The 25,348-nt window shown below is 72.4% G+C and carries 19 protein-coding genes and 1 rRNA gene; 5 read left to right on the top strand and 15 right to left on the bottom strand.

Annotated features, from left to right (window positions below; all coding sequences use genetic code 11):
• Nucleotides 1-224 precede the first annotated feature (224 nt).
• From ald to ACZ4O3_RS38430, 4 genes are all read right to left on the bottom strand, one after another.
• Complete coding sequence (gene ald, locus ACZ4O3_RS38445) at nt 225-1,349, bottom strand: alanine dehydrogenase (RefSeq protein WP_362729941.1); 1,125 nt, start codon at nt 1,347-1,349, stop codon at nt 225-227.
• Between the two features lie 135 nt (nt 1,350-1,484).
• Entirely contained in the window at nt 1,485-3,542 is a 2,058-nt protein-coding gene (locus ACZ4O3_RS38440; protein ID WP_467726858.1) for a tetratricopeptide repeat protein, read from the bottom strand.
• Between the two features lie 174 nt (nt 3,543-3,716).
• The gene (locus tag ACZ4O3_RS38435) at nt 3,717-4,343 is read right to left on the bottom strand and encodes an NUDIX hydrolase (RefSeq protein WP_362726069.1); all 627 of its coding nucleotides are present in this window, start codon (nt 4,341-4,343) and stop codon (nt 3,717-3,719) included.
• An 82-nt stretch (nt 4,344-4,425) separates the two neighbouring features.
• The gene (locus ACZ4O3_RS38430) at nt 4,426-6,096 is read right to left on the bottom strand and encodes a CTP synthase (RefSeq protein ID WP_362726072.1); all 1,671 of its coding nucleotides are present in this window, start codon (nt 6,094-6,096) and stop codon (nt 4,426-4,428) included.
• Nucleotides 6,097-6,600: 504 nt separating this feature from the next.
• Here ACZ4O3_RS38430 and ACZ4O3_RS38425 point away from each other — a divergent pair.
• The 3 genes from ACZ4O3_RS38425 to ACZ4O3_RS38415 all read left to right on the top strand — a co-directional run bounded on the left by ACZ4O3_RS38425 (nt 6,601) and on the right by ACZ4O3_RS38415 (nt 11,618).
• Nucleotides 6,601-8,403, top strand: coding sequence for a glycoside hydrolase family 15 protein (locus ACZ4O3_RS38425; RefSeq protein ID WP_362726075.1), 1,803 nt, complete (start codon nt 6,601-6,603; stop codon nt 8,401-8,403).
• Between the two features lie 148 nt (nt 8,404-8,551).
• A complete protein-coding gene (locus ACZ4O3_RS38420) occupies nt 8,552-9,934 on the top strand; it encodes an FAD-binding oxidoreductase (protein ID WP_467726857.1) in 1,383 nt (460 codons plus the stop codon).
• 43 nt (nt 9,935-9,977) lie between these two features.
• Nucleotides 9,978-11,618, top strand: a complete 1,641-nt coding sequence (locus ACZ4O3_RS38415) for a PucR family transcriptional regulator (RefSeq protein WP_467726856.1) — start codon at nt 9,978-9,980, stop codon at nt 11,616-11,618.
• Nucleotides 11,619-11,621: 3 nt separating this feature from the next.
• Here ACZ4O3_RS38415 and ACZ4O3_RS38410 read toward each other — a convergent pair whose 3' ends face one another.
• The 5 genes from ACZ4O3_RS38410 to ACZ4O3_RS38390 all read right to left on the bottom strand — a co-directional run bounded on the left by ACZ4O3_RS38410 (nt 11,622) and on the right by ACZ4O3_RS38390 (nt 17,082).
• Nucleotides 11,622-12,755 (bottom strand): glycosyltransferase family 4 protein, encoded by a 1,134-nt coding sequence (locus ACZ4O3_RS38410; protein ID WP_467726855.1) that lies wholly within the window; start codon nt 12,753-12,755, stop codon nt 11,622-11,624.
• A 262-nt stretch (nt 12,756-13,017) separates the two neighbouring features.
• On the bottom strand, nt 13,018-14,736 hold the full coding sequence (gene recN / locus ACZ4O3_RS38405) for a DNA repair protein RecN (protein WP_467726928.1): 1,719 nt from the start codon (nt 14,734-14,736) through the stop codon (nt 13,018-13,020).
• Nucleotides 14,737-15,027: 291 nt separating this feature from the next.
• A complete protein-coding gene (locus tag ACZ4O3_RS38400; RefSeq protein WP_351320730.1) occupies nt 15,028-15,933 on the bottom strand; it encodes an NAD kinase in 906 nt (301 codons plus the stop codon).
• Nucleotides 15,930-16,745: a TlyA family RNA methyltransferase gene (locus ACZ4O3_RS38395; protein ID WP_384996835.1), complete on the bottom strand. Its 816-nt coding sequence runs from the start codon at nt 16,743-16,745 to the stop codon at nt 15,930-15,932. The genes ACZ4O3_RS38400 and ACZ4O3_RS38395 overlap by 4 nt, the downstream gene beginning before the upstream one ends.
• Before the next feature lie 7 nt (nt 16,746-16,752).
• On the bottom strand, nt 16,753-17,082 hold the full coding sequence (locus ACZ4O3_RS38390) for a hypothetical protein (protein ID WP_467726853.1): 330 nt from the start codon (nt 17,080-17,082) through the stop codon (nt 16,753-16,755).
• A gap of 42 nt (nt 17,083-17,124) precedes the next feature.
• Between ACZ4O3_RS38390 and ACZ4O3_RS38385 the strand changes: the two genes are divergently transcribed.
• Complete coding sequence (locus ACZ4O3_RS38385) at nt 17,125-17,472, top strand: sterol-binding protein (protein ID WP_384996839.1); 348 nt, start codon at nt 17,125-17,127, stop codon at nt 17,470-17,472.
• Here ACZ4O3_RS38385 and ACZ4O3_RS38380 read toward each other — a convergent pair.
• The 4 genes from ACZ4O3_RS38380 to ACZ4O3_RS38365 form a co-directional block, all read right to left on the bottom strand.
• Nucleotides 17,456-18,322, bottom strand: a complete 867-nt coding sequence (locus ACZ4O3_RS38380; RefSeq protein WP_362727032.1) for an ABC transporter ATP-binding protein — start codon at nt 18,320-18,322, stop codon at nt 17,456-17,458. The genes ACZ4O3_RS38385 and ACZ4O3_RS38380 overlap by 17 nt on opposite strands.
• Nucleotides 18,319-19,431 carry a FecCD family ABC transporter permease gene (locus ACZ4O3_RS38375; RefSeq protein ID WP_467726852.1) on the bottom strand — a complete coding sequence of 371 codons (1,113 nt, stop codon included), beginning with the start codon at nt 19,429-19,431 and terminating at the stop codon, nt 18,319-18,321. Before ACZ4O3_RS38375 ends, ACZ4O3_RS38380 begins: the two co-directional genes overlap by 4 nt.
• Before the next feature lie 11 nt (nt 19,432-19,442).
• The gene (locus ACZ4O3_RS38370; RefSeq protein WP_467726851.1) at nt 19,443-20,486 is read right to left on the bottom strand and encodes a FecCD family ABC transporter permease; all 1,044 of its coding nucleotides are present in this window, start codon (nt 20,484-20,486) and stop codon (nt 19,443-19,445) included.
• 132 nt (nt 20,487-20,618) lie between these two features.
• Nucleotides 20,619-21,647: an HAD-IIA family hydrolase gene (locus tag ACZ4O3_RS38365; protein WP_467726849.1), complete on the bottom strand. Its 1,029-nt coding sequence runs from the start codon at nt 21,645-21,647 to the stop codon at nt 20,619-20,621.
• Between the two features lie 84 nt (nt 21,648-21,731).
• Between ACZ4O3_RS38365 and ACZ4O3_RS38360 the strand changes: the two genes are divergently transcribed.
• The gene (locus ACZ4O3_RS38360) at nt 21,732-23,015 is read left to right on the top strand and encodes a DUF1015 domain-containing protein (protein WP_362730775.1); all 1,284 of its coding nucleotides are present in this window, start codon (nt 21,732-21,734) and stop codon (nt 23,013-23,015) included.
• Nucleotides 23,016-23,090: 75 nt separating this feature from the next.
• Here ACZ4O3_RS38360 and ACZ4O3_RS38355 read toward each other — a convergent pair whose 3' ends face one another.
• Together ACZ4O3_RS38355 and rrf are read right to left on the bottom strand one after the other, a co-directional pair.
• Nucleotides 23,091-23,915, bottom strand: coding sequence for a tetratricopeptide repeat protein (locus ACZ4O3_RS38355; protein WP_467726927.1), 825 nt, complete (start codon nt 23,913-23,915; stop codon nt 23,091-23,093).
• Between the two features lie 1,340 nt (nt 23,916-25,255).
• Nucleotides 25,256-25,348: ribosomal RNA gene (gene rrf, locus ACZ4O3_RS38350) — 5S ribosomal RNA — on the bottom strand; the annotation flags it as partial.

Genomic DNA, 25,348 nt, shown 5'->3' with positions numbered 1-25,348 from the left:
TCGCTGTCAAGGGCGTACGGCCGTCGCACAGCAGGTTTCACCGGTGTACGAATCGGTTGAAGAGTTACGTTCGAGGCGAGTTGACCGAGCGTCGCAAAGTGACCATACACACATCCGGCCGGACCTTGTCGGGCAAGGTCCGGCCGGATGGGCGTGCTTGACGCGGCTTGTTGACGTATCGCCTTTACGAAAAGGTGACTTAGCCACCGCCGCGGAACGGCGGCTCAGTCCAGCAGCGTGTCGAGCTCGATGTGCTCCAGGCCGTGCGCCTCGGCGACCTCGCGGTAAACGACCTTGCCGTCATGGGTGTTGAGGCCCCTGGCGAGCGCGGCGTCGCGGCGCAGCGCCTCGACCCAGCCGTTGTCCGCGAGCGACACGATGTAGGGCAGCGTGGCGTTGGTGAGCGCGTAGGTGGAGGTGTTGGGCACCGCGCCGGGCATGTTGGCGACGCAGTAGAAGACCGACTCGTGGACCCGGAAGGTCGGCTCGGCGTGCGTGGTGGGGCGGGAGTCCTCGAAGCAGCCGCCCTGGTCGATCGCGATGTCGACAAGAACACTTCCCGGCTTCATGCGGGAGACCAGCTCGTTGGTGACCAGCTTGGGGGCCTTGGCGCCCGGGATGAGCACCGCGCCGATCACCAGGTCGGCCTCCAGGCAGGCCTTCTCCAGCTCGAAGGAGTTGGACATGACGGCCTTGACCCTGGTGCCGAAGATCTTGTCGGCCTCGCGCAGCTTGTTGATGTCGCGGTCGAGCAGGGTCACGTCGAAGCCCATGCCGATGGCGATCTGCACGGCGTTCCAGCCGGAGACGCCACCGCCGATGACGACGGCCTTGGCGGGCAGCACACCCGGGACACCGCCGGGCAGGACGCCGCGGCCGCCGGCCGCGCGCATCAGGTGGTAGGCGCCGACCTGGGGGGCGAGCCGGCCCGCGACCTCGGACATCGGCGCGAGCAGCGGCAGGGCGCGGCTCGGCAGCTCGACGGTCTCGTAGGCGATGGCGGTGGTGCCGGACTCCAGGAGGGCGTCGGTGCACTCCTTGGACGCGGCCAGGTGCAGGTAGGTGAAGAGGGTCTGGTCCTTGCGGAGGCGGTGGTACTCCTCCGCGATCGGCTCCTTGACCTTCAGCAGCAGGTCGGCCGTGGCCCACACCTCGTCGGCGGTGTCCAGGATCTGCCCGCCGGCGGCGATGTACTCCGCGTCCGGGATCGACGAGCCGACACCGGCGCCGCGCTCGATGACGACCTGGTGGCCGTGGCGCACCAGCTCGTGCACACCGGCGGGGGTGATGGCCACCCGGAACTCGTTGTTCTTGACCTCGCGGGGGATGCCGACCTTCACGTGGATCACGGTCCTTGGCTCAGAGGGTGTGGGGGCACAACAGCACATACCCGGCATGAAGGAGCACACCAGGAGACACCGCAGGAGAACCGGCGGCAGAGCCAGTTTAATGAAGGCGTTCCGACTGTCTAGCCTTTCATTGCATCAATCTTCGCCGGAGACGCTACGGATTTCGCAGGTGTTATCTCGCGGTTCCGGGCTGGAGTCCTGGTCGGGTGGCTCCTCACCCAGCATGCGCTCGGCGGCCGAGCGGTGCAGGCTCGCGGCGGCGGAGTCCCCGAGGCGCTCCAGCGTGTCGGCGAGCCGCAGCTGGAGCGCGGCCTGGAGCCGGGTGTCCTCGGCGCGCCGCGCCCACTCGACCGCCTCCTGGCAGGTGCGCAGCGACTCCGCGGGCCGGCCGGCGTACTCCTGCACCCGGGCCAGCTCGCTCAACGCCCGCGCCTGCGCGGCCACATCGCCGTTCTTGCGGTGCCCGGAGACGGCCGCCCGCCAGGCCCGCAGCGCCTCGCCGTAGCGGCCCGCGTAGGTGTGCGCCCCGGCGATGCGGCCGTAGAGCCGGGCGGCCTCGGCCCGCTCGTCGCGGGCGAGTCGCTCGGCGAGGGCGCGGCCGAACCAGTCGGCGGCCCGGTCGTAGTCCCCCAGCTCCTGGTACGCGCCACCTACGGATTCCATTGCGCGTCCGGTCGCGTACGGGTCATTTGCACTGCGTCCGGCGTTCAAAGCAGACCGATAGCGCACCAGCGCGTCCATGGTGCGTCCGGTCTGCGCATCCAGGTCGGCCAGGTTCAGCAGCGCGGCGGCCTGCTCACGGGGCAGGTGGCGGCGCTCGGCGACATCGAGCACCAGCCGGTGGATCCCGTACAGGTCGGGAGCGGCCGCCTGGGTGCCGAAGTGCGCCGCCATGGCCTTGACCAGCTGGGACATCAGCCGGCGGGCCAGGGTGTCCAGCTCGCCGTCGACGACCGCCGCGCGGGCCGCGGCGAGCAGGGCCGGGCGCCTGATCCGCAGCCAGTCGGCGGCGGCCCGAGGCGTGGGGAAGCGCAGCTCGCGGGGGAGCGCCTGGAGTTTCTCGCGGGCCTGCGGGTTGTCCGTCTCGGTGATCGCCCGGCAGGACTGCAGCAGCCGTACCGTGCGCTCCAGCATCCGGGCCCGGGCCAGCTGGAGTTCCCCGGCGCGTTCCTGGGTCTCAGCCAGTCCCCGCAGCAGGGGGTGCAGACAGCCGGGGACCTCGTACTGGGGCAGCGAGGTGGCCAGTGGGTGCAGCAGGCCGAGGCGGGCCAGCTCGTCCAGGGTGGTGCGGGCGGTGTCGACCGAGCAGCCTGCCAGCGCCGAGGCGGTGTGCGGGTCGACCAGGCCGGCCGGGGCCAGCGAGAGAAGTCGCAGTATCCGGGCGGCCTGGGCGGGCAGGTCGCCGTGGACGAACCGGAAGACCCGGGCGAGGGCGGTGCCGTCCTCGGGGTCGGCGTGCAGCCGCTTGGCGAGGTCGGAGACGGCCACCTGGGGGTGTGCCGACAGCCAGCCGCCCGCCAGGGTGAGCGCGGCGGGCTGCCCCTGGCACACCTCGGCCAGCGCCTCGGCGGAGCGCGGGTCGACGGTGACGCGGACCGAGCCGGTGTACCGGGCCAGGAGTTCCACGCCCGACTTGGTGTCCAGGCCGCCCAGTGTGCACGGGCGGACGTCGGAGATCCCGGTGAGCGGGCCGCCGGAGACGGCGACGGCCAGACAGTCGGGCGTGTCCGGGAGCAGCGCGTCGACGTGTTCGGCGCCGGGCGCGTCGTCGAGCAGGAGCAGCATCCGGCGCTCGGCGAGGGCGGTGCGCAGCGCGTGGGTGAGGTCGTCCTCACCGGCGCCGGCCGGAGTGGGCAGCCGCAGGGCGGTGAGGAGCTCGCGGGCGGCGCGCTCGACGGGGACGGGGGTGCCGTCGGGCTCGGCCAGGCGGGCGCGCAGCACCCCGTCTGGGTAGTCGGCGGCGACCTGCCGGACGAGTTCCGCGGCCAGGGCGGTGCGTCCGGATCCGGGTCTGCCCGCGATCAGCAGGACCCGGGCACGGGGGGCCTTGCGGCCGGCGATGGTGTCCAGGCCTGCGCGCTCGATGTCGGCGCGCAGTTCCTTCAACTCTCTTGTACGGCCCAGGAATTGGTCGTCCGGGGCCGCGGGCGCCGCGAGTCGTGCACCGCCTGTGTCCACCGCCTGATCCGTCACGGGCCACACTCCCGTCCCACCGCACACGCCTGCCCGCCGGGACTCCGGTTCGGGCCTTTCGGCTCAATCGCGTCGAGCCTAGTTCACGTGCACGGACGTTCCGGGCGGAGCGCGGCGGGGACATCGCCCGATCGGATCAGGCGATGGTCACACCACTACGCCCGAAGGGTGGACTCAGGAGGCGAAGGGGCGGGCCGGCCAGGGCGCGTCCGCCGGGCGCAGCGCGTCGACGCCGTCGCCGGTGCGGGCGGCGACCAGCGAGAGGACACCCGTCACCAGGCAGTTGTTGTGCACGTCGCCGGCGAGCACCAGGCGCACGAGTTCGCCGACCGGCACGCGGGCGTACTCCAGGTCGATCTCCTCGTGCTCGGTCTCGAAGCGCTCTCCCTCGGCCTCGGACAGGTCACGGGCGAGGAAGATCCGTACCGCCTCGTCGCATCCGCCGGGAGTCGTGTAGAGGTCGGTGAGCACCCGCCACTCCCCCGCCTTGACGTGTGCCTCCTCGTACAGCTCACGCTGGGCCGCGTGCAGCGGGTTCTCGCCGGGGACGTCGAGCAGCCCGGCCGGGATCTCCCAGAGCTTCTGCCGGACCGGGTGCCGGTACTGGCGGATGAGCAGCACCCGGTCCTCCTCGTCCAGGGCGAGGACGGCGACCGAGCCGGGGTGGACCTGGTAGTCACGGCGGACCACCGACCCGTCGGGCATGACCACCTCGTCCGTGCGCACGGAGGTCTTGTTGCCCACGAAGGGGGTCTCCGTCGCCCGGATCTCCCACTCCTCGGGGGTGTCCTTGATGGTCATGCCGTGCCGCCTTCCACGTGCGAGAAGAAAACCGGGGCGCGCCTTTGAAGGGATGCGCCCCGGCCACCGTACAACTGGTGTGTTACTTCGAATTCTCCTGCTCGGCGGCGCCCTGCTGACGGGCGACCGCCGCCTTCACCAGGCCTGCGAAGAGCGGGTGCGGGCGGGTCGGGCGGGACCGCAGCTCCGGGTGCGCCTGGGTGGCGACCAGGTAGGGGTGGACGTCACGCGGGTACTCGACGTACTCGACGAGCTTGCCGTCCGGGGAGGTGCCGGAGAACTGGATGCCGGCCTTCTTCTCCAGCTCCGCGCGGTAGGCGTTGTTCACCTCGTAGCGGTGCCGGTGGCGTTCCTCGACGTACTCCTTGCCGTCGTACACCTCGCGCACGATCGAGCCCTCGGCCAGCTTGGCCGGGTACATGCCCAGTCGCATGGTGCCGCCCATGTCGCCCTCGCCGGCGACGATGTCCAGCTGCTCGGCCATGGTGGAGATGACCGGGTGGCCGGTGGCGGAGTCGAACTCGGTGGAGTTGGCGTCCGGGATGTCGGCCAGGTTGCGCGCGGCCTCGATCACGATGCACTGCAGGCCCAGGCAGAGGCCGAGCAGCGGGATCCGGTTCTCGCGGGCGAACCTGATGGCGCCGACCTTGCCGAGCACACCGCGGTCGCCGAAGCCGCCCGGGATGCAGATGCCGTCGACGTCACCGAGCTGCGCGGCCGCCCCGGCCGGGGTCCTGCAGTCGTCCGACGTCACCCACTTGATCTTCACGCGGGCCTTGTTGGCGAAGCCGCCCGCGCGCAGCGCCTCGGTGACCGAGAGGTAGGCGTCGGGCAGGTCGATGTACTTGCCGACCAGCGCGAGGGTGATCTCGTGGTCGGGGTTGTGGACGCGGTCGAGCAGGTCGTCCCAGGTCCGCCAGTCCACGTCCCGGAACGGCAGGTCCAGCTTGCGGACGACGTAGGCGTCCAGGCCCTCGCCGTGCACGGTCTTCGGGATGTCGTAGATCGAGCGGGCGTCGGGGCAGGCGACCACGGCGGCCTCGTCGACGTCGCACATCAGCGAGATCTTGCGCTTGATGGCGGTGGGCACCTCGCGGTCGCAGCGCAGGACGATCGCGTCCGGCTGGATACCGATGTTCCGCAGGGCGGCCACGGAGTGCTGGGTGGGCTTGGTCTTCAGCTCGCCGGACGGGCCGATGTACGGAAGGAGCGAGATGTGCACCACGAAGACGTTGTCCCGGCCGACCTCGTGGCGGACCTGGCGGACCGTCTCCAGGAACGGCAGCGACTCGATGTCGCCGACCGTGCCGCCGACCTCGGTGATGACCACGTCCACCTCGTCGGTGGCCATCCGCCGGATGCGGTGCTTGATCTCGTTGGTGATGTGCGGGATGACCTGGACCGTGTCGCCCAGGTACTCGCCGCGCCGCTCCTTGGCGATCACCGTCGAGTAGACCTGACCCGTGGTGACGTTGGCGGAGCCGTCCAGGTCGCGGTCGAGGAAACGCTCGTAGTGGCCGATGTCCAGGTCGGTCTCGGCACCGTCGTTGGTGACGAACACCTCACCGTGCTGGAAGGGATTCATCGTGCCCGGGTCGACGTTCAGGTAGGGGTCGAGCTTCTGCATCACCACACGCAGGCCGCGGGCCTTGAGCAGCATGCCCAGGCTGGAGGCGGTGAGGCCCTTGCCGAGCGAGGAGGCGACACCCCCGGTGACGAAGATGTGCTTGGTCGTCGTGGATTTCGGCGGCATGGCCAAGAGGGTGCTCCCGTGGTCGCGGTCTGTCATGCGGTCCGGCACCGGATTTCCGGGGGTGCCGTCGCTGCGGTTCGGGGGTTTCGGGCCCACCGGTCCACGGGCTACCAGGGTATCAGCGCCGCGGAGAGATGGCTTACGGCCACGCTCCGTACACACATCGGTACGGACGTGGTGCCTGCTTACCGGGTTTTCACTCAGGGCTCACCCATTCGGCCCACGCGGGTTGCCCGGAGCGGCACGCAGATCATCTACGTGCGTCGTATCCTGCTCGGACACTCGCTGCCGAGCCGGCCGGAAAACACGGCACACCCCCGCCCGTCACCCCCGGAACACGAGAGCTCGGCAGTTCGTTGAGCTATGACTGTCGTTTTGCCTCAGGGCGCGGCGGGCTGCTTTGCTTCACCGCTTAACGACGCACAACAACAACCCCCCTTGACCGCACTAGCGACAGCCCCCTTCTGCCTGGGGGGCGACGTGGCCGTTCGACTGGAGTTGCACGTGGCCGGGCGCATCGAAGACTACGCACTCATCGGAGACATGCAGACCGCGGCATTGGTCTGCCGGGACGGCACGGTGGACTGGCTGTGCCTGCCCCGCTTCGACTCGCATGCCATCTTCGCCGGTCTGCTCGGCACCGAGGAACACGGCTTCTGGCGGCTCGGCCCGGCCCACGCGGCCGACTCCGAACCGCCGACCGCGGCCCGCCGTACCTACCGCGGCGACTCGCTGATCCTGGAGTCGGAGTGGGACACCCCGCGCGGCACGGTCCGGGTCACCGACTTCATGCCCCCGCGTGACGGCGCGCCCCAGCTGATCCGGATCGTGGAGGGCGTCACCGGCCGGGTGCCGATGCGCTCGGTGCTGCGGATGCGGTTCTCCTACGGCCGGGTCGTCCCCTGGGTGCACAAGCACGAGGGCCGTACGGTCGCCGTCGCCGGACCCGACTCCGTGTGGTTCGACACCTCGGCGGAGACCTACGGCAAGGCGCTCACCACCTACGCCGACTTCACCGTCGCCCCGGGCGACCGGATCGCGTTCACCATCTCGTGGGAGCCCTCGCACAAGGAGCCGCCGGCGCTGCCGGAGCCCGAGCAGTCGCTGGAGGCGACCGAGGAGTTCTGGCGCGAGTGGGTCGAGCACTGTACGTACCACGGCCCGTACCGCGAGGCGGTGGTCCGCTCCCTGATCACGCTGAAGGCGCTGACCTACGCCCCCACCGGCGGCATCGTCGCCGCGCCCACCACCTCCCTGCCGGAGGACATCGGCGGCGTCCGCAACTGGGACTACCGCTACACCTGGCTGCGCGACGCGGCCATCACGCTCTCCTCGCTGCTGCGCACCGGATACCGCGAGGAGGCCCGTGCCTGGCGCGAGTGGCTGCTGCGCGCGGTAGCCGGCGACCCGGAGAACCTGCAGATCATGTACGGCATCGCGGGCGAGCGCGAACTGGGCGAGGCGGAGCTCGACTGGCTGCCCGGCTACGAGCACTCCGCTCCGGTCCGGGTCGGCAACGGCGCGGCGCACCAGCTCCAGCTGGACGTCTACGGCGAGGTCACCGAGGCCCTGCACCTGGCCCACATGACCGGCCTCGCGCGCAACGACTACGCCTCCCTCCTCCAGCTGAAGCTCATCCGCTACCTGGAGGACCACTGGGACGAGCCGGACGAGGGCATCTGGGAGGTGCGCGGCCCGCGCCGGCACTTCGTCCACTCCAAGGTGATGGCCTGGGTCGCGGTGGACCGCACCATCAAGCTGATCGAGTCCGGGGACGCGGACGGCCCGCTGGAGCGCTGGAAGGAACTGCGCGACGACATCCACCGGGACGTCTGCGAAAAGGGCTACGACAAGGAGCGGAACACGTTCACGCAGTCGTACGGCTCCCAGGAGCTGGACGCGTCGCTGCTGCTGATCCCCCAGATGGGTTTCCTGCCGCCGGACGACAAGCGGGTGATCGGCACCATCGAGGCGATCCAGCGCGAGCTGTCCACGTCGGACGGTTTCATCCTGCGCTACCCGACCTCGGGCGGCGAGGAGGGCGTGGACGGCCTTCCCGGTGACGAGGGGGCATTCCTGGCCTGCTCGTTCTGGATGGCCGACGACCTCGCGATGATCGGCCGCGTCGACGAGGCCCGCAAGCTGTTCGAGAAGCTGCTCGCGCTGCGCAACGACCTCGGGCTGCTGGCCGAGGAGTGGGATCCGCGGCTGCAGCGGCAGGTGGGGAACTTCCCGCAGGCGTTCAGCCATGTGCCGCTGATCGACACCGCGCTGCGGCTCACGGCGTCCGGGGCGTACGGAGGGTAGTGAGCGGTCGTTCTTCGGCCGCGGGTGCGTGGCGGCTGGTCGCGCCCGCGCGGCGGCAGCCGCGTGTCTGACGCTTACCCGCGCCTCTTCGGGGCGCTCTGCCTAGGCTGGTCGGGAGAGACTCCTCCTTTTCCGGAAGGGGACTGCCATGGCTTCCCCGTCTAAGGCAGGTACGGCGCTCGCCGCGCTGCGTGAGGATCTGGCCGGTGCGGTGTTCGCGCCGGGGGACGTCGGGTACGACGACGCCCGTGCCGTCTTCAACTCCATGATCGACCGGCGGCCCGCCGTCATCGCCCAGTGCGCGGACGACGCCGACGTGGTCCGTGCGGTGCGGTTCGGCCGGGAGCTCGACCTCTCGATCGCGGTGCGGGGCGGCGGTCACAGCGTCGCGGGTTCGGCGAGCGGCGACGGCGCGCTCGTGGTGGACCTGCGCCGGATGCACGCGGTGGCCGTCGACCCGGCCGGGCGGGCGGTACGCGTGCAGGGCGGCGCCACGATGAGCGATCTGGACGGGACGGCCGAGCCGTACGGCCTCGCCACCACCGGCGGCCGGGCCTCCACCACCGGGGTCGGCGGTTTCGTGCTGGGCGGCGGCACGGGCTGGCTGGACCGCGCCTTCGGCCTGGCCGTCGACAACCTGCTCGGCGTCGAGCTGGTCACCGCCGACGGCGAGCGCGTGCACGCCAACGCCGACGAGAACCCGGAGCTGTTCTGGGCCCTGCACGGCGGCGGCGGGAACTTCGGCGTCGCCACCGCCCTCACCCTCGAACTGCACGAGCTGCCGGCGTTCTCGGTCGCGGTGCTGGTGTATCCGCCGCAGTCCGGCCCGGACGTGGTGCGCACCTTCCGCGAGGTGATCCGCACCGGTCCCGACGAGGCGGCCGGCGCGGTGCAGTACCTCACCGGCCCGCCGCTGCCGTTCGTACCGGAGCACCTGGTGGGCAGGCCGGTGTGCGTCGCGCTGGTGACCTACGCGGGCGGCGAGGAGGACCTGCGGAAGGTCGTCGAGCCGTTGCTGGCGCTGCCGCACGAGGCCGAGGTGGTCGGCCCGATGCCGTACACCCAGGCCCAGTCCATGCTCGACTTCCCGGCGGGGCAGCGGAACTACTGGTCGGCCGAGTATCTGGACGAGCTGCCCGACGGGGCGGTGGACGCCTACTGCGCCTGCGCGGAGGACATGCCGGTGCCGACCGGCACCCAGCACGTGCTGTTCCCGCAGGGCGGGGCGATCGCGGCCGGTCCGGCCGAGTACCCGGTGCCGTACCGGGGCGCGTCCTGGGCCGTGCACCCCTTCGGCATGTGGGCGGAGCCCGCCGACGACGAACGGGCCATCGCCTGGGTGCGGGACGTCCGGACCGCCGTGGGGCCCTGGTCCACCGGCGCGGTCTATCTCAACTTCATCGGGGACGAGGGCCCCGACCGGGTGCGGGCCGGCCTCGGCACGGCGAACTCGCTGCGGCTCGGCAAGGTGAAGCGGACGTGGGACCCCGACAACGTCTTCCGCTTCAACCACAACATCGAACCGCTCTAGCGGAAGGTGCCGGGAAGGCGTTCGCCCAGGTAGCGTCCGCCCCATGGACAGCGGTACGGGCAGCGGATTCGACACCCAGGGCGGGATCACCGTGCAGCGGGCGCTGGAGCTGCCCGGGCTGCGCAGCGGGCTTCCGGAGATCCTGGCGGGCGCCGACCGGCTGGGCCGGACCGTGCGCTGGGTGCACGCCGGCGAGGTACCCAACATCGCCTCGCTGCTGAAGGGCGGCGAACTCCTGCTCACCACCGGATACGGGCTGGGCACCCGGCCGCACGACCAGCGGGCGTTCGTGCGCACGCTCGCCGAGCGGGGCATCGCCGCCCTGGTGGTGGAGCTGGGCCCGCGGTTCTCCCGGCTGCCCGCCACCCTCGTCGACACCGCCCGGACGATGGGGCTGCCGCTGGTCGTGCTGCACCGCGAGGTGCCCTTCGTGACGGTGACGGAGGAGATCCACACCGAGATCGTCAACCACCACTACACGCTCCTGCAGCGCGCCGAGGAGATGCACCGGCGCTGTACCGAGGCCCTGCTGGGCGGCGGCGGGGTCCCCCAGGTCCTCGCGATCCTGGCCGGGTTCAGCGGCAACCCGGTGTTCCTGGAGACCACCGACGGCCAGCTGCTGTACGCCGCCGGATCGGGCCCCGAGGGCGCTGATCCGCTCCAGGTGTGGGAGGGGCTGCGCGGCCAGCACAAGCACGCGCCGCCGCCGACCGGTTCGGTCCTGGTGGACGTGCCGGGCGGCGGACCGGGGAGCGGCTCGGTGCGGGCCCGGCTGGTACTGCTCCCGGTCCTCGGGCAGCTCACCCCGGTGCACCGGATCGCCGCCGAACGGGCCGCCGGCATCCTGGCCGTCGTCCTGATGCAGGCCCGTCAGGAGGAGGAGCTGGCGGCCCGCGGCCGCGGCGACTTCCTGACCGACCTCGCCGAGGGCCGTATCAGCGCGGCGGACGCCCCGGCCCAGGCCCGCGTCCTCGGCTTCAAGCCCGGCACCGGCCCGCTGCTGCCGGTCGTCATGCGGGTCGGCGACTCCCTGTCCCCGGGCGGCGGCTGGGCGGTGCTGGCCCGGGCGGTCGGCGAGGAGCTGGCGGCCGTGGGCGTGCCCGTGCTCCTTGGCGTACGGCCGGTGGAGGGCCGGGTGCCGCTCCTGCTGGGCCTGCGCGCGGAGACGGAGCGGACGACGGTCGCGGACCGGGTCGCGGCGGCGCTGCGCGCGGGCGTGGAGCGCGCCGGGATGCGGCGCCCCGGGTCCGCTCCCCCGGTCGTGGTGGTCGGGGTGGCCGGCGGCTGGGCGGCCGCCTCGGCGGGGCTGCGGCACGCGGCCGAGACCGCGACGGCGGCCCAGGGCCTCTCCGACCGCCCCTGGTACGACGCCCGCCGCCTCGACATCGACCTCCTTCTGTGGCGGCTGCGCGACCACCCGGACCTGGCGGCCTTCGTGGACCGGGCGATCGGACCGCTCCGCGACCACGACAACCGCTCCAGGCCGCCCCTGCTGCCCACCTTGGAGACCTACCTGGCACACGCCGGCCGCAAGGCGGAGACGGCCCGCGAACTCCACCTCAACCGGCAGACCCTCTACAACCGTCTCGCCCGCATCGGCGAGTTGCTCGGCACCGACCTCGACGACCCCCAGGTGGTACTGGCGTTGAGCCTCGCCCTGCGGGCCCGCCGGCACGTCCTGTGACCGCTACAGCGGCCGGGGCTGGGTCAACTCGTCGTACACGCTGAGCACTTGGGTGACCGTCTCGTCCTCCGTGGGCCAGCTCGCCGCCTGCCGGGCACCCTTCTCGCGCAGTTCCTCGCAGCGTCCGGGGTCGCCGAGCAGGCGTAGCACGGTGTCGGCGAGGGCGATCGCGTCGCCGTAGGGCACGAGTTCGGCCGCGTCGCCGACCAGGTCGGGGATCCCGCCCACGGCGGTCGCGACGAGCGGCACGCGCGCGTGCAGGGCCTCCTGGGCGAGCACCGAACGCGACTCCCAACTGCTGGGCAGCAGGGCCAGATCGGCGGCGGCGAGCAGGTCGCCGACGTCGTCGCGACGGCCGATGAGCCGGACGGGCAGCTCCTCGGTCTCGATCCGCCGCTGCAACACCGTACGCAGCGGGCCCTCCCCCGCGATGACGAGCAGCGGTACCGGATCGAGCCGGCGCCAGGCACGCGCCGCGTCCAGCAGGACGTCATAGCCGCGGTGCCGGTCGAGAGAGCCCACGGCGATGAGCAACGGCCGTCCCATGGCTCCGAGTTCGGCGCGCGCCTTGGGCCGCAGCCGGTCCGCCTCCTCCTGTTTCCCGGGGCTTCGCAGACCAGGCAGTGTCACGGCGGCGAGCCGCGCGTCCCGGGCGCCGGTGCGGCGGGCCCGGTCCACCAGGTCGGAGGTCGTGCCGAGCACCACGGCGGCGGTGCGCACCACCCGCCGTTCCAGCATCCGCAGCAGCTGCGCCCGGGCGCCCTCGGCCTCCGCCCGGCTGTGCCAGGTGACGATGAGCGGGGTACGGCGGCCGCTGAGCGCCAGCACGGCACGGAAGGACGCGTGCAGACCGTGGGCGTGCACCAGGTCGGCTTCGGTGCAGGCGGCCCGCAGCGCCGCCACCGACCCCGGGTCACTGCTGCGCGGTACGTGGACGTGGTCGGCGCCGACACCCGAGAAGTCATAGGCGCGATCGGCCTCGACGGGGGCGCACACCGTGACCCGCACGCCCCGTGCGACGAGACCGGCGGCGAGCGAACGCACGTGCGCACTGCTGCCGGCGTTGCCACCGCCCAGCACCTGCACGGTGCGCAGCGGCGACTGACCGTGCGATGCGTTGCTGCTCACGGGGCTCACGCAGCCGGGCTCCTGTGTTCGGCGTCGGGGCGGTCACGAGGGTACGTGGAGACGGTATCGGGCCGCGGGGGGCACCGCGGGGCTCCGGGAAGGGGCATACCGGGGCGGGGCGGGACACGCGCAGGAGTGTGTCACCCGTGAGAGTGACAGTACGGCAAACCGGGCGAGCGATGGTTCGGGCGCGCGCACGACCGGGCGGGCGCGTTGTCGCGTCCGCCCGGCGGCGCCGGCGTCCGTCGGCCCGCGCCCCCGCCGTGACGCGTCAGGCGTCCGCTCTCGCGGTGGCGAGCAGTTCCTCCGCGTGGGCCCGGGCGGTCTCCGAGTCCTCCTGGCCGGCCAGCATCCGGGAGAGTTCCCGGACCCGCTCCTCGCCCTCCAGGACCTTCACGCCCGAGCGCGTGACCGAGCCGTCGTTCGTCTTCTCGACCAGCAACTGCCGGTCGGCGAAGGCGGCGACCTGCGGGAGATGCGTGACCACGACCACCTGCGCCGACTTGGCGAGCTTCGCCAGGCGGCGTCCGATCTCGACCGCCGCCTTGCCGCCGACGCCCGCGTCGACCTCGTCGAAGAGGTAGGTGGGGACCGGGTCGGTGCCCGCGAAGACGACCTCCACCGCGAGCATCACACGGGACAGCTCACCGCCGGAGGCGCCCTTGGCGATCGGGCGGGGCGGGGCGCCGGGGTGCGGGGCGAGGAGCAGTTCGACCTCGTCGGCGCCCGAGGGGCCGTACGCGACCGCACGCCCGCCGACCTCCACGCCCTCCGGGTCCTCGGTCTGGCGGATCTCGAAGGACACCCGTGCGTGCGGCATCGCCAGGGAGCCCAGCTCGGCGGTGACGGCGGCCGCGAAACGCTCGGCGGCCCCCGTGCGCGCGTCGGTCAACGCCTGGGCGAGCCCGCCCAGTTCCGCGCGCAGGGCATCGCGTTCGGCGGTCAGCTCGTCGATCCGCTCGTCGTCGCCGTCGAGTTCGGTCAGCCGTGCGGCGCCCTGCTCGGCCCACGCCAGCACCGCGTCGACGCTCTCGCCGTACTTCCGGGTGAGCGCGGTGAGCGCGGCGCGGCGCTCCTCCACGGCCGCGAGCCGCAGCGGGTCGGCGTCGAGGTCGTCGGCGTAGCCTGCCAGCTCGCCCGCCACGTCTCCCAGCAGGATCCCGACCTCGCCGATGCGGTCGGCGAGCGCGGCCAGCGCCGGATCGTGCGACCTCACGGCCTCCAGCGCACGGTGGGCGCCCGCCACCAGGGTGCCGGCGTCGATCCCCTCAGGGTCCTCGGGGTTGCCCGCGAGCGCGGAGTGCGCTGCGGTCGCGGCCGAGGACAGCGCCTCGGCGTGTCCGAGCCGCTCGGCCTCCTCGGCCAGCTCCACGTCCTCGCCGGCCCGCGGTTCGACCCCCGCGATCTCGTCGAGCCCGTAGCGCAGCATGTCGGCTTCCTGGGCCCGCTCCCGTGCCCGGGTGACGATCTCCTCCAGCTCCACCACCACGGCCCGCAGCCGCCGGTAGGCCTCGCCGTACTTGGCGAGCGGCACGGTGACCCCGTCGCCCGCGTACCGGTCCAGGGCCTGCCGCTGCCGGGACAGCTTCAGCAGGCCCTGCTGGTCGGTCTGTCCGTGCACGGCCACCAGGTCGTCGGCGAGTTCCGCGAGCAGCCCGACGGGCACGCTCCGGCCGCCCAGGTGCGCCCGGGAGCGGCCCTCGGCGGAAACGGTACGGCTGATCAGCAGCGCCCCGTCGTCCAGCTCCGCACCGGCCTCCTCGGCCCGTAGGACCGCCGAGGCGCCCGGTGGCACGGTGAGCCGCCCCTCGACGACCGCCTTCTCGGAGCCGATCCGCACGAGCGCGGGATCGGCCCGCCCGCCGAGCAGCAGCCCCAGGCTGGTGACCACCATGGTCTTGCCCGCACCGGTCTCACCGGTCACGGCGGTGAACCCCGGTGACAACTCGACGACGGCGTCGTCGATGACACCGAGCGACCGTATCCGCATTTCTTCCAGCACGGAGAAGACCTTACGAGGTAGGGCAGGAGAAGCGCGAGGCACCCTGTCACCCGGGCGAGTGGCGCTGCGCCCCGAAAGGGCGCGGGACGGCACCGACGCGCGGCCGCCTGGACACCCGGCGAGCCCACCCGCCCAGGGGCGCCGGGCCGTACCGATGCCCGGCCATCTCAGCACCCCCGGCGAGCGCACCTGGCCAGAAGCGTGGGGAACTGCGCGATCAGCCCCCACGCACCCGCACCCGTACCCGCCTGCGTGCCGGAAACCAGCCCCCACCGACCGCTACTGCGGCGCACCCCGCCATCCGGACACCGGCAGAGCGAACTTCGCCACCAGCCGGTCCGTGAACGAGGCGTGGTGCAGCCGGGCGAGCCGCACCGGCACCGCGCCCCGCCGCACCTCCACCCGCGCCCCCGGCGGCAGCTCGACTGTCCGCCGCCCGTCACACCACAGCACGCCCGGCTGGATGTGCGGCAGCACCTCCACCGCCAGCACCGAGTCCGGCGACGTCACCAGCGGCTTCGCGAACAGCGCGTGCGCGGAGATCGGCACCATCAGCAGCGCCTCCACCTCCGGCCACACCACCGGGCCGCCGGCCGAGAACGCGTACGCCGTGGACCCGGTCGGCGTCGACAGCACGATCCCGTCGCAGCCGAACCCGGTCACCGGCCGCCCGTCGATCTCCAGCACCACTTCGAGGAGCTTCTCGGCGCCCGCCTTCTGCACGGCCGCCTCGTTCAGCGCCCAGTCGGTGTGCACGATGTCCCCGTTGCGGTGCACGACGACGTCGACGGTCATCCGTTCCTCGACCTCGTAGGCCCGGCTCACCACCCGGTCGACGACCTTGTCGAGGTCGTCCCGCTCGGCCTCCGCGAGGAAGCCGACGCTGCCGAGGTTGACGCCGAGCATCGGCACCCCGGAGGCCCGGGCGAACTCGGCGCCGCGCAGCAGCGTGCCGTCACCGCCGAGGACGATCAGCAGCTCGCAGCCGTCGAGGCTGTGCGGCGACGCCTCCTCGACGAGTTCGACCTCGTCCGGCAGCGGCAGGTCCGCGGCCTCGAAGTCCAGTACCCGTACGCCGACTCCGGCCGCCAGCAGCCCCTTGACCACGAGTTCGGCGCTGCGGATCGCCGCAGGCCGCCCGGTGTGGGCCAGCAGGAAAACAGTACGAGCTCGGTTCTGTGTCAACGCGGCCCCTCCGCCACTGCACGGTCAATGTCGGCCGGGTCCAGTGGGGGTGCCCCGGCCCGCAGCCACAGAAAGTACTCGACATTGCCGGACGGCCCGGGCAGCGGACTGGCGGTGACACCGTTCGCCCCGAGTCCGAGCTCCCACGCCTTGTCGGCAACCCCCCGCACGGCGTCCGCCCGCAGCTGCGGACTCCGTACGACTCCCCCGCTGCCCAGCCGTTCCCTGCCCACCTCGAACTGCGGTTTGACCATCATCACCAGGTCGGCGTCCGGCTTCACACACCGCGCCAGGGCCGGCAGCACCAGCCCGAGCGGGATGAAGGACAGATCACCCACGACAAGATCCACAGGCTCCCCATCGATCGCTTCAAGCGTCAACTCGCGTACGTTCGTACGGTCCTTGACGGTGACGCGTTCATCGCTCCGCAGAGACCACGCGAGTTGGCCGTATCCGACGTCGACGGCGACGACATGCGCCGCGCCCGCGCGCAGCAGCACGTCGGTGAAGCCGCCGGTGGACGCACCGGCGTCCAGCGCCCGCCGCCCCTGGACCGCGAGGCCCCGCGGGACGAACGCGGCCAGCGCCCCCGCCAGCTTGTGGCCGCCCCGGGAGACGTACTCGGGGTCGTTGTCGTCGGACTGCACGACGATGGCCGCGGCGGTCTCCACCTGGGTGGCCGGCTTGGTCGCGAGGGTCTTGCCGACGGTGACCCGCCCGGCGGCGATCAGCTGGCTGGCGTGCTCGCGCGAGCGCGCCAGCTTCCGGCGGACCAGCTCCGCGTCCAGACGGCGGCGTGCGACTCCTGCCACGTTCGGTTCAGCTCCTGCTCTGGTGGTACGACGGTGCGGGCGCCCTGTTGCCGTACGGCGGTGCGGGCGGCGGGGGACCCGGCGGCCCCGGGCGGGCGTCGAGCTCGGTCAGCGCGTCGCGCAGCCCCCGGTGTACATCCTCGTACACCTCCAGGTGCCCGTCCGTGGCGAGGTGGTCGGCGTCGCCCAGCCGGTCGAGCCGCTCGTCGACCTCGGCGTTGCCGGTGGGGGTGCGGGGGACGTTCAGCGGGGCGGGGGCGGCGGGGTCGTACGCGGGCTCGGCCGGTACCGCTTCCGCCGCCTCCGCCGTCCGGCCCTCGGGCACAGAGTCGGTCATGCCCCGACGCTACCTCGAACCGCTGGGGTACCGTCGATCGCGATGGCCACGATCGAGGAGTGCCGCGCCGCACTCGACAAGCTCTCCCACACCATGGGCGGCGCCGAGGGCGACGTCCGTGCGGCCGCCGCCATGGACCGCACCGTCAGCTGCCACATCACCGACCTGGACGTCACCTTCGCGGGCCGGCTCACCGGCGGCCGGATCGAGGTGGAGGAGACGCATCCCGGGCCGCCGCGTCAGAAGGCACAGATCGGGCTGGCCTTGGCCGGCGACGACCTGGTGGCCCTGGTCGACGGCGAGCTGAACTTCGCCGGGGCCTGGGGCTCGGGCCGGGTGAAGCTGGACGCGAACCTGCTGGACCTGTTCCGGCTCAGGAAGCTGCTGTGAGCCGCGCCTTCCGGGCCGCGGGCACCACCAGCGGGGTCCCGGTCTCCGGGTCGTCGATGATCTGACAGCGCAGTCCGAAGACCTCCTCGACCAGCTCCGCGGTGACGACGTCGTTCGGGGCGCCCTCGGCGACCACCTCGCCGCCGCGCAGCGCGATGAGATGCGTGGCGTACCGGGCCGCGTGGTTGAGGTCGTGCAGCACCGCGACCAGCGTCCGGCCCTGCTCCTCGTGCAGCTCGGCACAGAGGTCGAGGACGTCGATCTGGTGCTGGATGTCCAGGTAGGTGGTCGGCTCGTCGAGGAGCAGCAGCGGGGTCTGCTGGGCCAGCGCCATGGCGATCCACACGCGCTGCCGCTGACCGCCGGACAGTTCGTCGACGTACCGGCCGGCGAGCTCGGCGACCCCCGTCTGCGCCATCGCCTCCTGGACGACCCGCTCGTCCTCGGTGGACCACTGGCGCAGCAGTCCCTGGTGCGGGTAGCGGCCGCGGCCGACCAGGTCGCCGACGGTGATGCCGTCGGGCGCGATGGACGACTGGGGCAGCAGTCCGAGGGCGCGGGCGACCTTCTTCGCCGGCATCGACTGGATGACCTGCCCGTCGAGCAGCACCCGGCCCTGGCTGGGCTTGAGCATCCGCGACAGCGCGCGCAGGAGCGTCGACTTGCCGCAGGCGTTGGGGCCCACGATCACCGTGAAGGAGTTGTCGGGGATCTCCACCGACAGCTGCTCGGCGATGACGCGCCGGTCGTAGGCGAGGGTGACGTTCTGGGCGGACAGGCGGTTCACTGTGCTCCTCTTGCTTTCCGGCTGGGGGTTCGCGCTCAGGTCCCGCCCACCGCGGGCGCTCATGTCCGGCCCGCCCTGCGCTCGGTGACGAGGAGCCACAGCAGGTAGACCCCGCCCAGGACTCCGGTGACCACGCCCACGGGCAGCTGGTCGGCGCCGAAGGCACGCTGGGAGGCCCAGTCGGCGGTGACCAGCAGGGTGGCGCCCATACAGAGGGAGGGCAGCAGGTTGGGGCCGGGCGAGCGGGTGAGGCGGCGGGCGAGCTGCGGGGCGGTGAGCGCCACGAAGCTGACCGGGCCCGCGGCGGCGGTGGCGGCCGCGGTCAGCAGCACCGCCGACACCATCAGCAGCAGCCGTACCCGCTCCACACGCACCCCGAGGGCGTTGGACACGTCGTCGCCCATCTCCGTCATCCGCAGGCCGCGCGCGTTGGCCAGCGACAGCGGGACGAGGACGGCGCACAGCGCGAGCAGCGGCCGGACCTGGCTCCAGTCCCGGCCGTCGAGGGATCCGGTCATCCACACGACCGCGCGGGTCGCGTCGACGAAGTCGGCCTTGGTGAGCAGGTAGCCGTTGACCGCGGTGACGACCGCGGAGACACCGATGCCGACCAGCACCAGCCGGTAGCCGTGCACGCCCCGCTTCCAGGCGAGCAGGTAGATGACGAGACCGGTCAGCAGACCGCCGACCAGCGCGCCGAACGTGACCTGGGCGGCGCCCCCGGACGTCAGCACGATGACGACGAGCGCGCCGGACGTCGCGCCCTGGGAGAGGCCGAGGACGTCCGGACTGCCGAGCGGGTTGCGGGAGATGGCCTGGAACAGCGCCCCGCCGAGGCCGAGCGAGGCGCCGACCAGCAGACCGACCAGAACGCGCGGCAGCCGCAGTTCGTTGACGATGAAGTCCTGGCCCGGGGTGCCGTTGCCGGCCAGCGTCTTCACCACGTCGCCGAAGGAGATCGGGAAGTCGCCGGTACCGATCAGCACGACACTCGCGGCACACGCGGCCAGCAGCAGCGCCGTCACGACGACGAGCGCGCGCACGTCCGTCCGCAGGGAGAGCCCGCCGGGGGTGCGCAGCGTACGCGTGTTCCGCACGGCACTCGTCTCCCCCGCGGTGTTCTTCACGGCGGTTGTCGTCACGGCGGATGTCTTCGCAGCGGTGTTCTTCATGGCGGAGTTCTTCACAGCTGGGCCGTCCTGCGCCGTCGTACGAGAAGAATGAAGACCGGCCCGCCGATGATCGTGGTGACGATGCCCACCTGGAGTTCGGAGGGGCGGGCGACGATCCGGCCGACGACATCGGCGCCGAGCAGCAGCACGGGCGACAGGATCGTCGCGTACGGCAGGATCCAGCGCAGGTCGGGGCCGGTGAAGGAGCGCACGACGTGCGGAACCATCAGGCCGACGAAGGCGATCGGGCCGCAGGCCGCGGTGGCCGCGCCGCACAGCACGACGGCGGCCAGCATGGAGAGGGCCCGGGTACGGCCCAGGTTCGTGCCGAGGGCACGGGCGGTGTCGTCGCCCATCGCCACCGCGTTCAGCGGCCGGGCGAGACCGAGCGCGAGCAGGGTGCCGCCCGCCAGGAACGGCAGGACCTGCACGATCGTCGAGTCGTTCGCGGCGGCCAGCGAACCGACCGTCCAGAAACGCCACTTGTTGAGCGCCGCGCCGTCCGTGATCATCACGGCCTGGAGGTAGCCGTAGAGCGCCGCGCTGATCGCCGTGCCGGCCAGCGCCAGCCGGACCGGGGTGGCGCCCCGGCTGCCGCCCAGGAACCACACCAGCGCGCCCACCGCGGCCGCCCCGAAGAAGGCGAACCACACATAGCCGTTGAGCGTGGTGACACCGAAGCAGGTGATGGCGGTGACGACCGCGGCCGACGCGCCCGCGTTGATGCCGAGCAGCCCGGGATCGGCGAGCGGGTTGCGGGTGAGTGCCTGGAGCACCGCCCCGGACAGGCCCAGGGCGGCACCCGCCAGCAGGCCGAGCGCGGTCCGGGACAGCCGCTCGCCGACGACCACGTCACCGTAGGCCCCCGTGTCGTGGAACAGGCCGTGCCAGACCTGGTCCAGCGGCAGCTCTTTCGCCCCGATCGCGATGCTCGCCAGGGCGACGAGCATCAGGATCACGACGGAGACGAGGAGCCCAAGGGCCCGTATCGCCCGGCGGGTCGGGGGCGCGGGGGCGGTCTCCGCGCGCTGTTCAGGAGGACTGTCGACCAACACCCGGTTAGGTTAGCCTACCCTCCCCAACGCTCTCGACGGCCGGTCCGGGCGAGCGGCGCCCGGTACCGGTGAGCGGCGGGTGCGCACCGGCAAGCGGCGCGCACCGGTGACCAGCGGCCGAGCACCGTGGACTCAGAGCCCGAGCCGTGCCAGCGCCTTGCCTCCGTCCGCCTCACACGAGCCGTCCCCGGCCGCCGTCCAGGCGGCCGCGCACAGCGCCCGCAGCCCGTCCAGGGCCTCACCGTCACCCTCCAGCGCCAGCCGGTCCGCCCCTGCCGTGGCCGTCCAGCCGCCGCAACGGAAGCCGTCGCCCGCCGCCGTGACCTCCGGCTGCCCGGTGAGCAGACCCCGCAGATCGGCGTCGACATAGGTCGGCCGGTGCTGCGGCGGCGCGGCGAGCAGCTGGCGCCCGTCGGTGACACCGGTCAGGACGAGCAGCGAGTCGACCCCGCCGTTGAACGCGCCCTCGATGTCGGTGTCCAGCCGGTCCCCGACCACCAGCGGCCGCTTCGCCCCCGTCCGCAGGACCGTCTCCCGGTGCATCGGCGGCAGCGGCTTGCCGGCCACCTGCGGCTCGGCACCCGTCGCGATCCGGACGACTTCCACCGCCGCCCCGTTGCCCGGCGCGATCCCGCGCCCGCTGGGAATCGTCAGATCGGTGTTGGACGCGAACCACGGCACCCCGCGCGCGACGGCGTACGACGCCTCGGCGAACCGCGCCCACGTCAGGTCGGGGCCGCCGTACCCCTGCGCGACGGCCGCCGGGTCGTCGTCGGCTGAGTCCACCGGTTCGAGTCCCCGCTCCCGCAGGGCGACCCGCAGCCCCTCCCCGCCGATCACCAGCACCCGCGCCCCCGCCGGCACCTGCTCGCTGATCAGCCGGGAGACCGCCTGCGCCGAGGTGATGACGTCTTCGGCGCCGGTCGGGATGCCCAGCTCCGTGAGGTGCCCGGCCACCGTGTCCGGCGTCCGCAGCGCGTTGTTGGTGACGTAGGCCAGATGCATCCCTTCCTCGCGTGCCGTCGCCAGCGACTCCACCGCGTGCGCGATCGCACTGCCGCCCGCGTACACCACGCCGTCCAGATCGAGCAGCGCCGTGTCATACGCCCTGTTCAGAGCCTGTGCGCTGCCCTCGGGACCAGTCCTGACACTCTGGCTCATTCCCTGTTACTCCTCGTCACTCTTCGTTGCCCCGCCTCTCCCCATCGATCATCCCGCACGCACTGACACACGTACGATGCCGGGATGAACACTGCAGGTCACTCGGAAGCAACGGAGCACCGAGGCCTGGAACTCAACCCGTTCCGAGGCCTCCGCTACGACCCCGACCGGGTCGGCAGCCTCGCCGCCGTCACTTCCCCGCCGTACGACGTCGTCGTACGCCCCGACGGCGTACACCACCTCCAGTCCGCCGACCCGTACAACATCGTCCGCCTGATCCTGCCCCAGGCAGGTACCCCCAGTGCCGGTACTGAACAGGCGGCCGACACGCTGAAGCGCTGGCAGGCCGAGGGCATCCTCACCGCGGACCCCGAACCCGGCCTGTACGTCTACGAGCAGCACGACGGCGACGGCATGCTCCAGCGGGGGGTCATCGGCGCCCTTCGCGTCTCGGAACCCTCGGAGGGCGTGGTCCTGCCGCACGAGGAGGTCATGCCCCCGGTGGTCGCCGACCGCGCGGCCCTGATGCGCGCGACCTCCGCGAACCTCGAACCCCTGCTCCTGACCTACCGGGGCGACGGCGCGACCGCCGAGGTCGTCGAAGCTGCCGCCGACCGCCCCCCGCTCCTCGCCACCACCACGGAGGACGGCTTCCACCACCGCCTCTGGTCGGTCACGGACCCCGGCGAGGTGGCCCGGGTCCAGTCCGACCTGTCCCACCACCAGGCCCTGATCGCCGACGGACACCACCGCTGGGCCACCTACTTGCGTCTACGCGCGGAGCACCCCTCCCCCAGTCCCTGGGACTACGGTCTGGTCCTCCTGGTCGACACCGGCCGCTACCCGCTGCGCGTGCGCGCCATCCACCGCCTGCTGCACGGCCTGTCGGTGCCGGACGCCCTGACGGCCGTACGGGATCACTTCCGGGTCCGGCGACTCGACGTGCCCCTGCCGCAGGCGCAGGAGGCGCTCGCGGACGCGGCCCGCACCGGGAACGCGTTCCTGCTGGCCGGTGACGGCACGTTCCACCTCATCGACCGCCCGGACCCGGACCTCCTGGCCCGCACGATCCCCGCCGACCGCCCGGACGCCTGGCGTACCCTCGACGCCACCGTCCTGCACGCCACGCTCCTCGACCACGTCTGGCGCATCCCCGAGGACTCGAACGCGCACATCGCGTACATCCACGACACGGCGGCGACGGTCGCCAAGGCCGAACGCGCCGGCAGTACGGCCGTCCTCCTGCACCCGGTCCGCGAGGAGGTCGTCCGCGACCTGGCCCGCCAGGGCGTGACGATGCCCCGCAAGTCGACCTCCTTCGGCCCGAAGCCGGCATCGGGGCTGGTGCTGCGGGCGCTCGACTTCTGACGCCCGCCAAGAGCGGCCGGGAGTACGACGAAGGGCAGGCCCCGGTCGGGGCCTGCCCTTCGTCTGACGCAGTGATCAGTCCTTGTCGGCCTCGGACTCGGACTCCGACTCGGACTTCGAGTCGGTAACCGTCTCCGGCTCGGCCTCGGTCGCGGCCTCGACAGGGGTCTCCTCGGACTCGTCCGCCTCGTCGGCGTCCGTCTCGTCGTCCTGGTCCTCGTCGTTCAGGGCGTCGACGAACTCGACCCCGTCCAGCTCGGCCAGTCGGTCGGAGGCGTCCGTGCTGCCGTCCCGGTCGGCCTCCACGGCCTTGGCGAACCACTCCCGTGCCTCGTCCACGCGGCCGGCCGCGAGCAGTGCGTCGGCGTAGGCGTACCGCAGCCGTGCGGTCCACGGCTGTACGGAGCTGGACGCCAGCTCGGGGCTCTGCAGCGTGACGATCGCCGCGTCCAACTGACCCATGTCACGCCGGGCACCGGCGGCGACCAGGCGCATCTCGACCTGGCCGGCCTTGTCGAGCTTGTGCACCTCGGGCGTGCCGGCCATGTCCAGCGCCTTCTCCGGCCGCCCGAGCCCGCGCTCGCAGTCGGCCATGACCGGCCACAGCTCGACACTGCCGGTCATCCGCCGCGCGGCCCGGAACTCGGCGAGCGCCTCGCTGTACTTCTGGTTCGCGTACGCGGCGAACCCGGCGGCCTCCCGTACGGCTGCGACACGGGAGGCGAGGCGCAGCGCCACCCTGGAGTAGCCGTACGCGCCCTCGGGGTCCTCGTCGATGAGCCGCGCGACCATCACCAGGTTCTTGGCGACGTCCTCCGCGAGCGTCTTGGGCAGGCTCTGGAGCTCCTGCCGTACGTCCTTGTCGATCTCGTCGCCGGTGACGTCCTCCGGGATCGGCAGCCGCTTGATCGGCTCGCGGTCGCGGTCGCGGTCACGCTCGTCACGGCGTCCGTAACCACCGCCACGCCGGTCGTCACCACGCCGGTCGTCGCGACGGTCGTCGCGGCCGCGGTAACCGCCACCGCCGCCGCGGTTGTCGTCACGACGGAAGTCGCTGCGCCCGCCACGGTCGTCCCGGCGGTCGTCACGCCGGGGGCCACGTCCTCGGTCGTCGCTGCGGGGACCCCGGAAGCCACCCCGGTTGTCATCGCGCCGGTCGTCGCGGCGCTCGTCACGCCGGTCGTCACCACGCCGGTCGTCACGGCCGCGGTAACCGCCACCGCCGCCGCGGTTGTCGTCACGACGGAAGTCGCTGCGCCCGCCGCGGTCGTCGCGGTCATCACGACGGAACGCGGGGCGGTCACCACGGTCGTCACGTCGGTCGTCACGTCGGTCGTCACGTCGATCGTCCCGGCGGAAGCCGCCACGGTCGTCCCGGCGGTCATCCCGCTGGAACGCCGGACGGGAGCCCCGGTTGTCGTCACGACGGCCGTACCCACCACCACGGTTGTCATCGCGACGATCGTCACGACGCACGTAGCCGCCACCACCACGGTTGTCGTCACGGCGACCGCCGTAGCCACCGCCGCCCCCGCGATTGTCGTCGCGTCGGTCGTCACGGCCGCGGTAACCGCCACCGCCACCGCGGTTGTCGTCACGACGGAAGTCGCCGCGCCCGCCACGGTCGTCGCGGTCATCACGACGGAACGTCGGACGGTCACCACGGTCGTCACGTCGGTCGTCGCGGCCGCGGTAACCGCCGCCGCCACCGCGGTTGTCGTCACGGCGGAAGCCGCCACGGTCGTCCCTGCGGTCGTCCCGCTGGAACGCCGGACGGGAGCCGCGGTTGTCGTCACGACGGCCGTACCCACCACCGCGGTTGTCGTCACGGCGGCTGTCGTCACGGCGATTGTCGTCGCGGCGACCGAGGCCACCGCGGTCGTCGCCCCGCCGCTCGTCACCACGGCGGTCGTCCCGACGGCCGTACCCACCACCACGGTTGTCATCGCGACGAGCGTAGCCACCGCCGCCGCCACCGCCACGGTTGTCGTCCCGCCGGCCGTAACCGCCGCGGTCTCCACGGTCGTTGCTGCGGTCGTTACCGCGGTCGTTGCGGTCTCCGCGGTACCCGCCGCGGTCACCACGGTCACCACTGTCCCGTCGCCGCTGGTCGCGCTCCGGTCGCTCGTCGGGAGAGTTGGTGGACATGGTGACTCCTGTCTTCGGTACCGCAAGCATTGTAAAAACAAAAGGACCCCTGGTCCCAGCTGAACGCTGGTGACCAGGGGTCCTCAAAAATTGTTCGGCGGTGTCCTACTCTCCCACAGGGTCCCCCCTGCAGTACCATCGGCGCTGTGAGGCTTAGCTTCCGGGTTCGGAATGTAACCGGGCGT

It is taken from the genome of Streptomyces sp. NPDC026515 (assembly GCF_055567595.1).
Note: the sequence above shows the minus strand (reverse complement) of the source record. Positions and strands in the feature narration are given on the sequence as shown.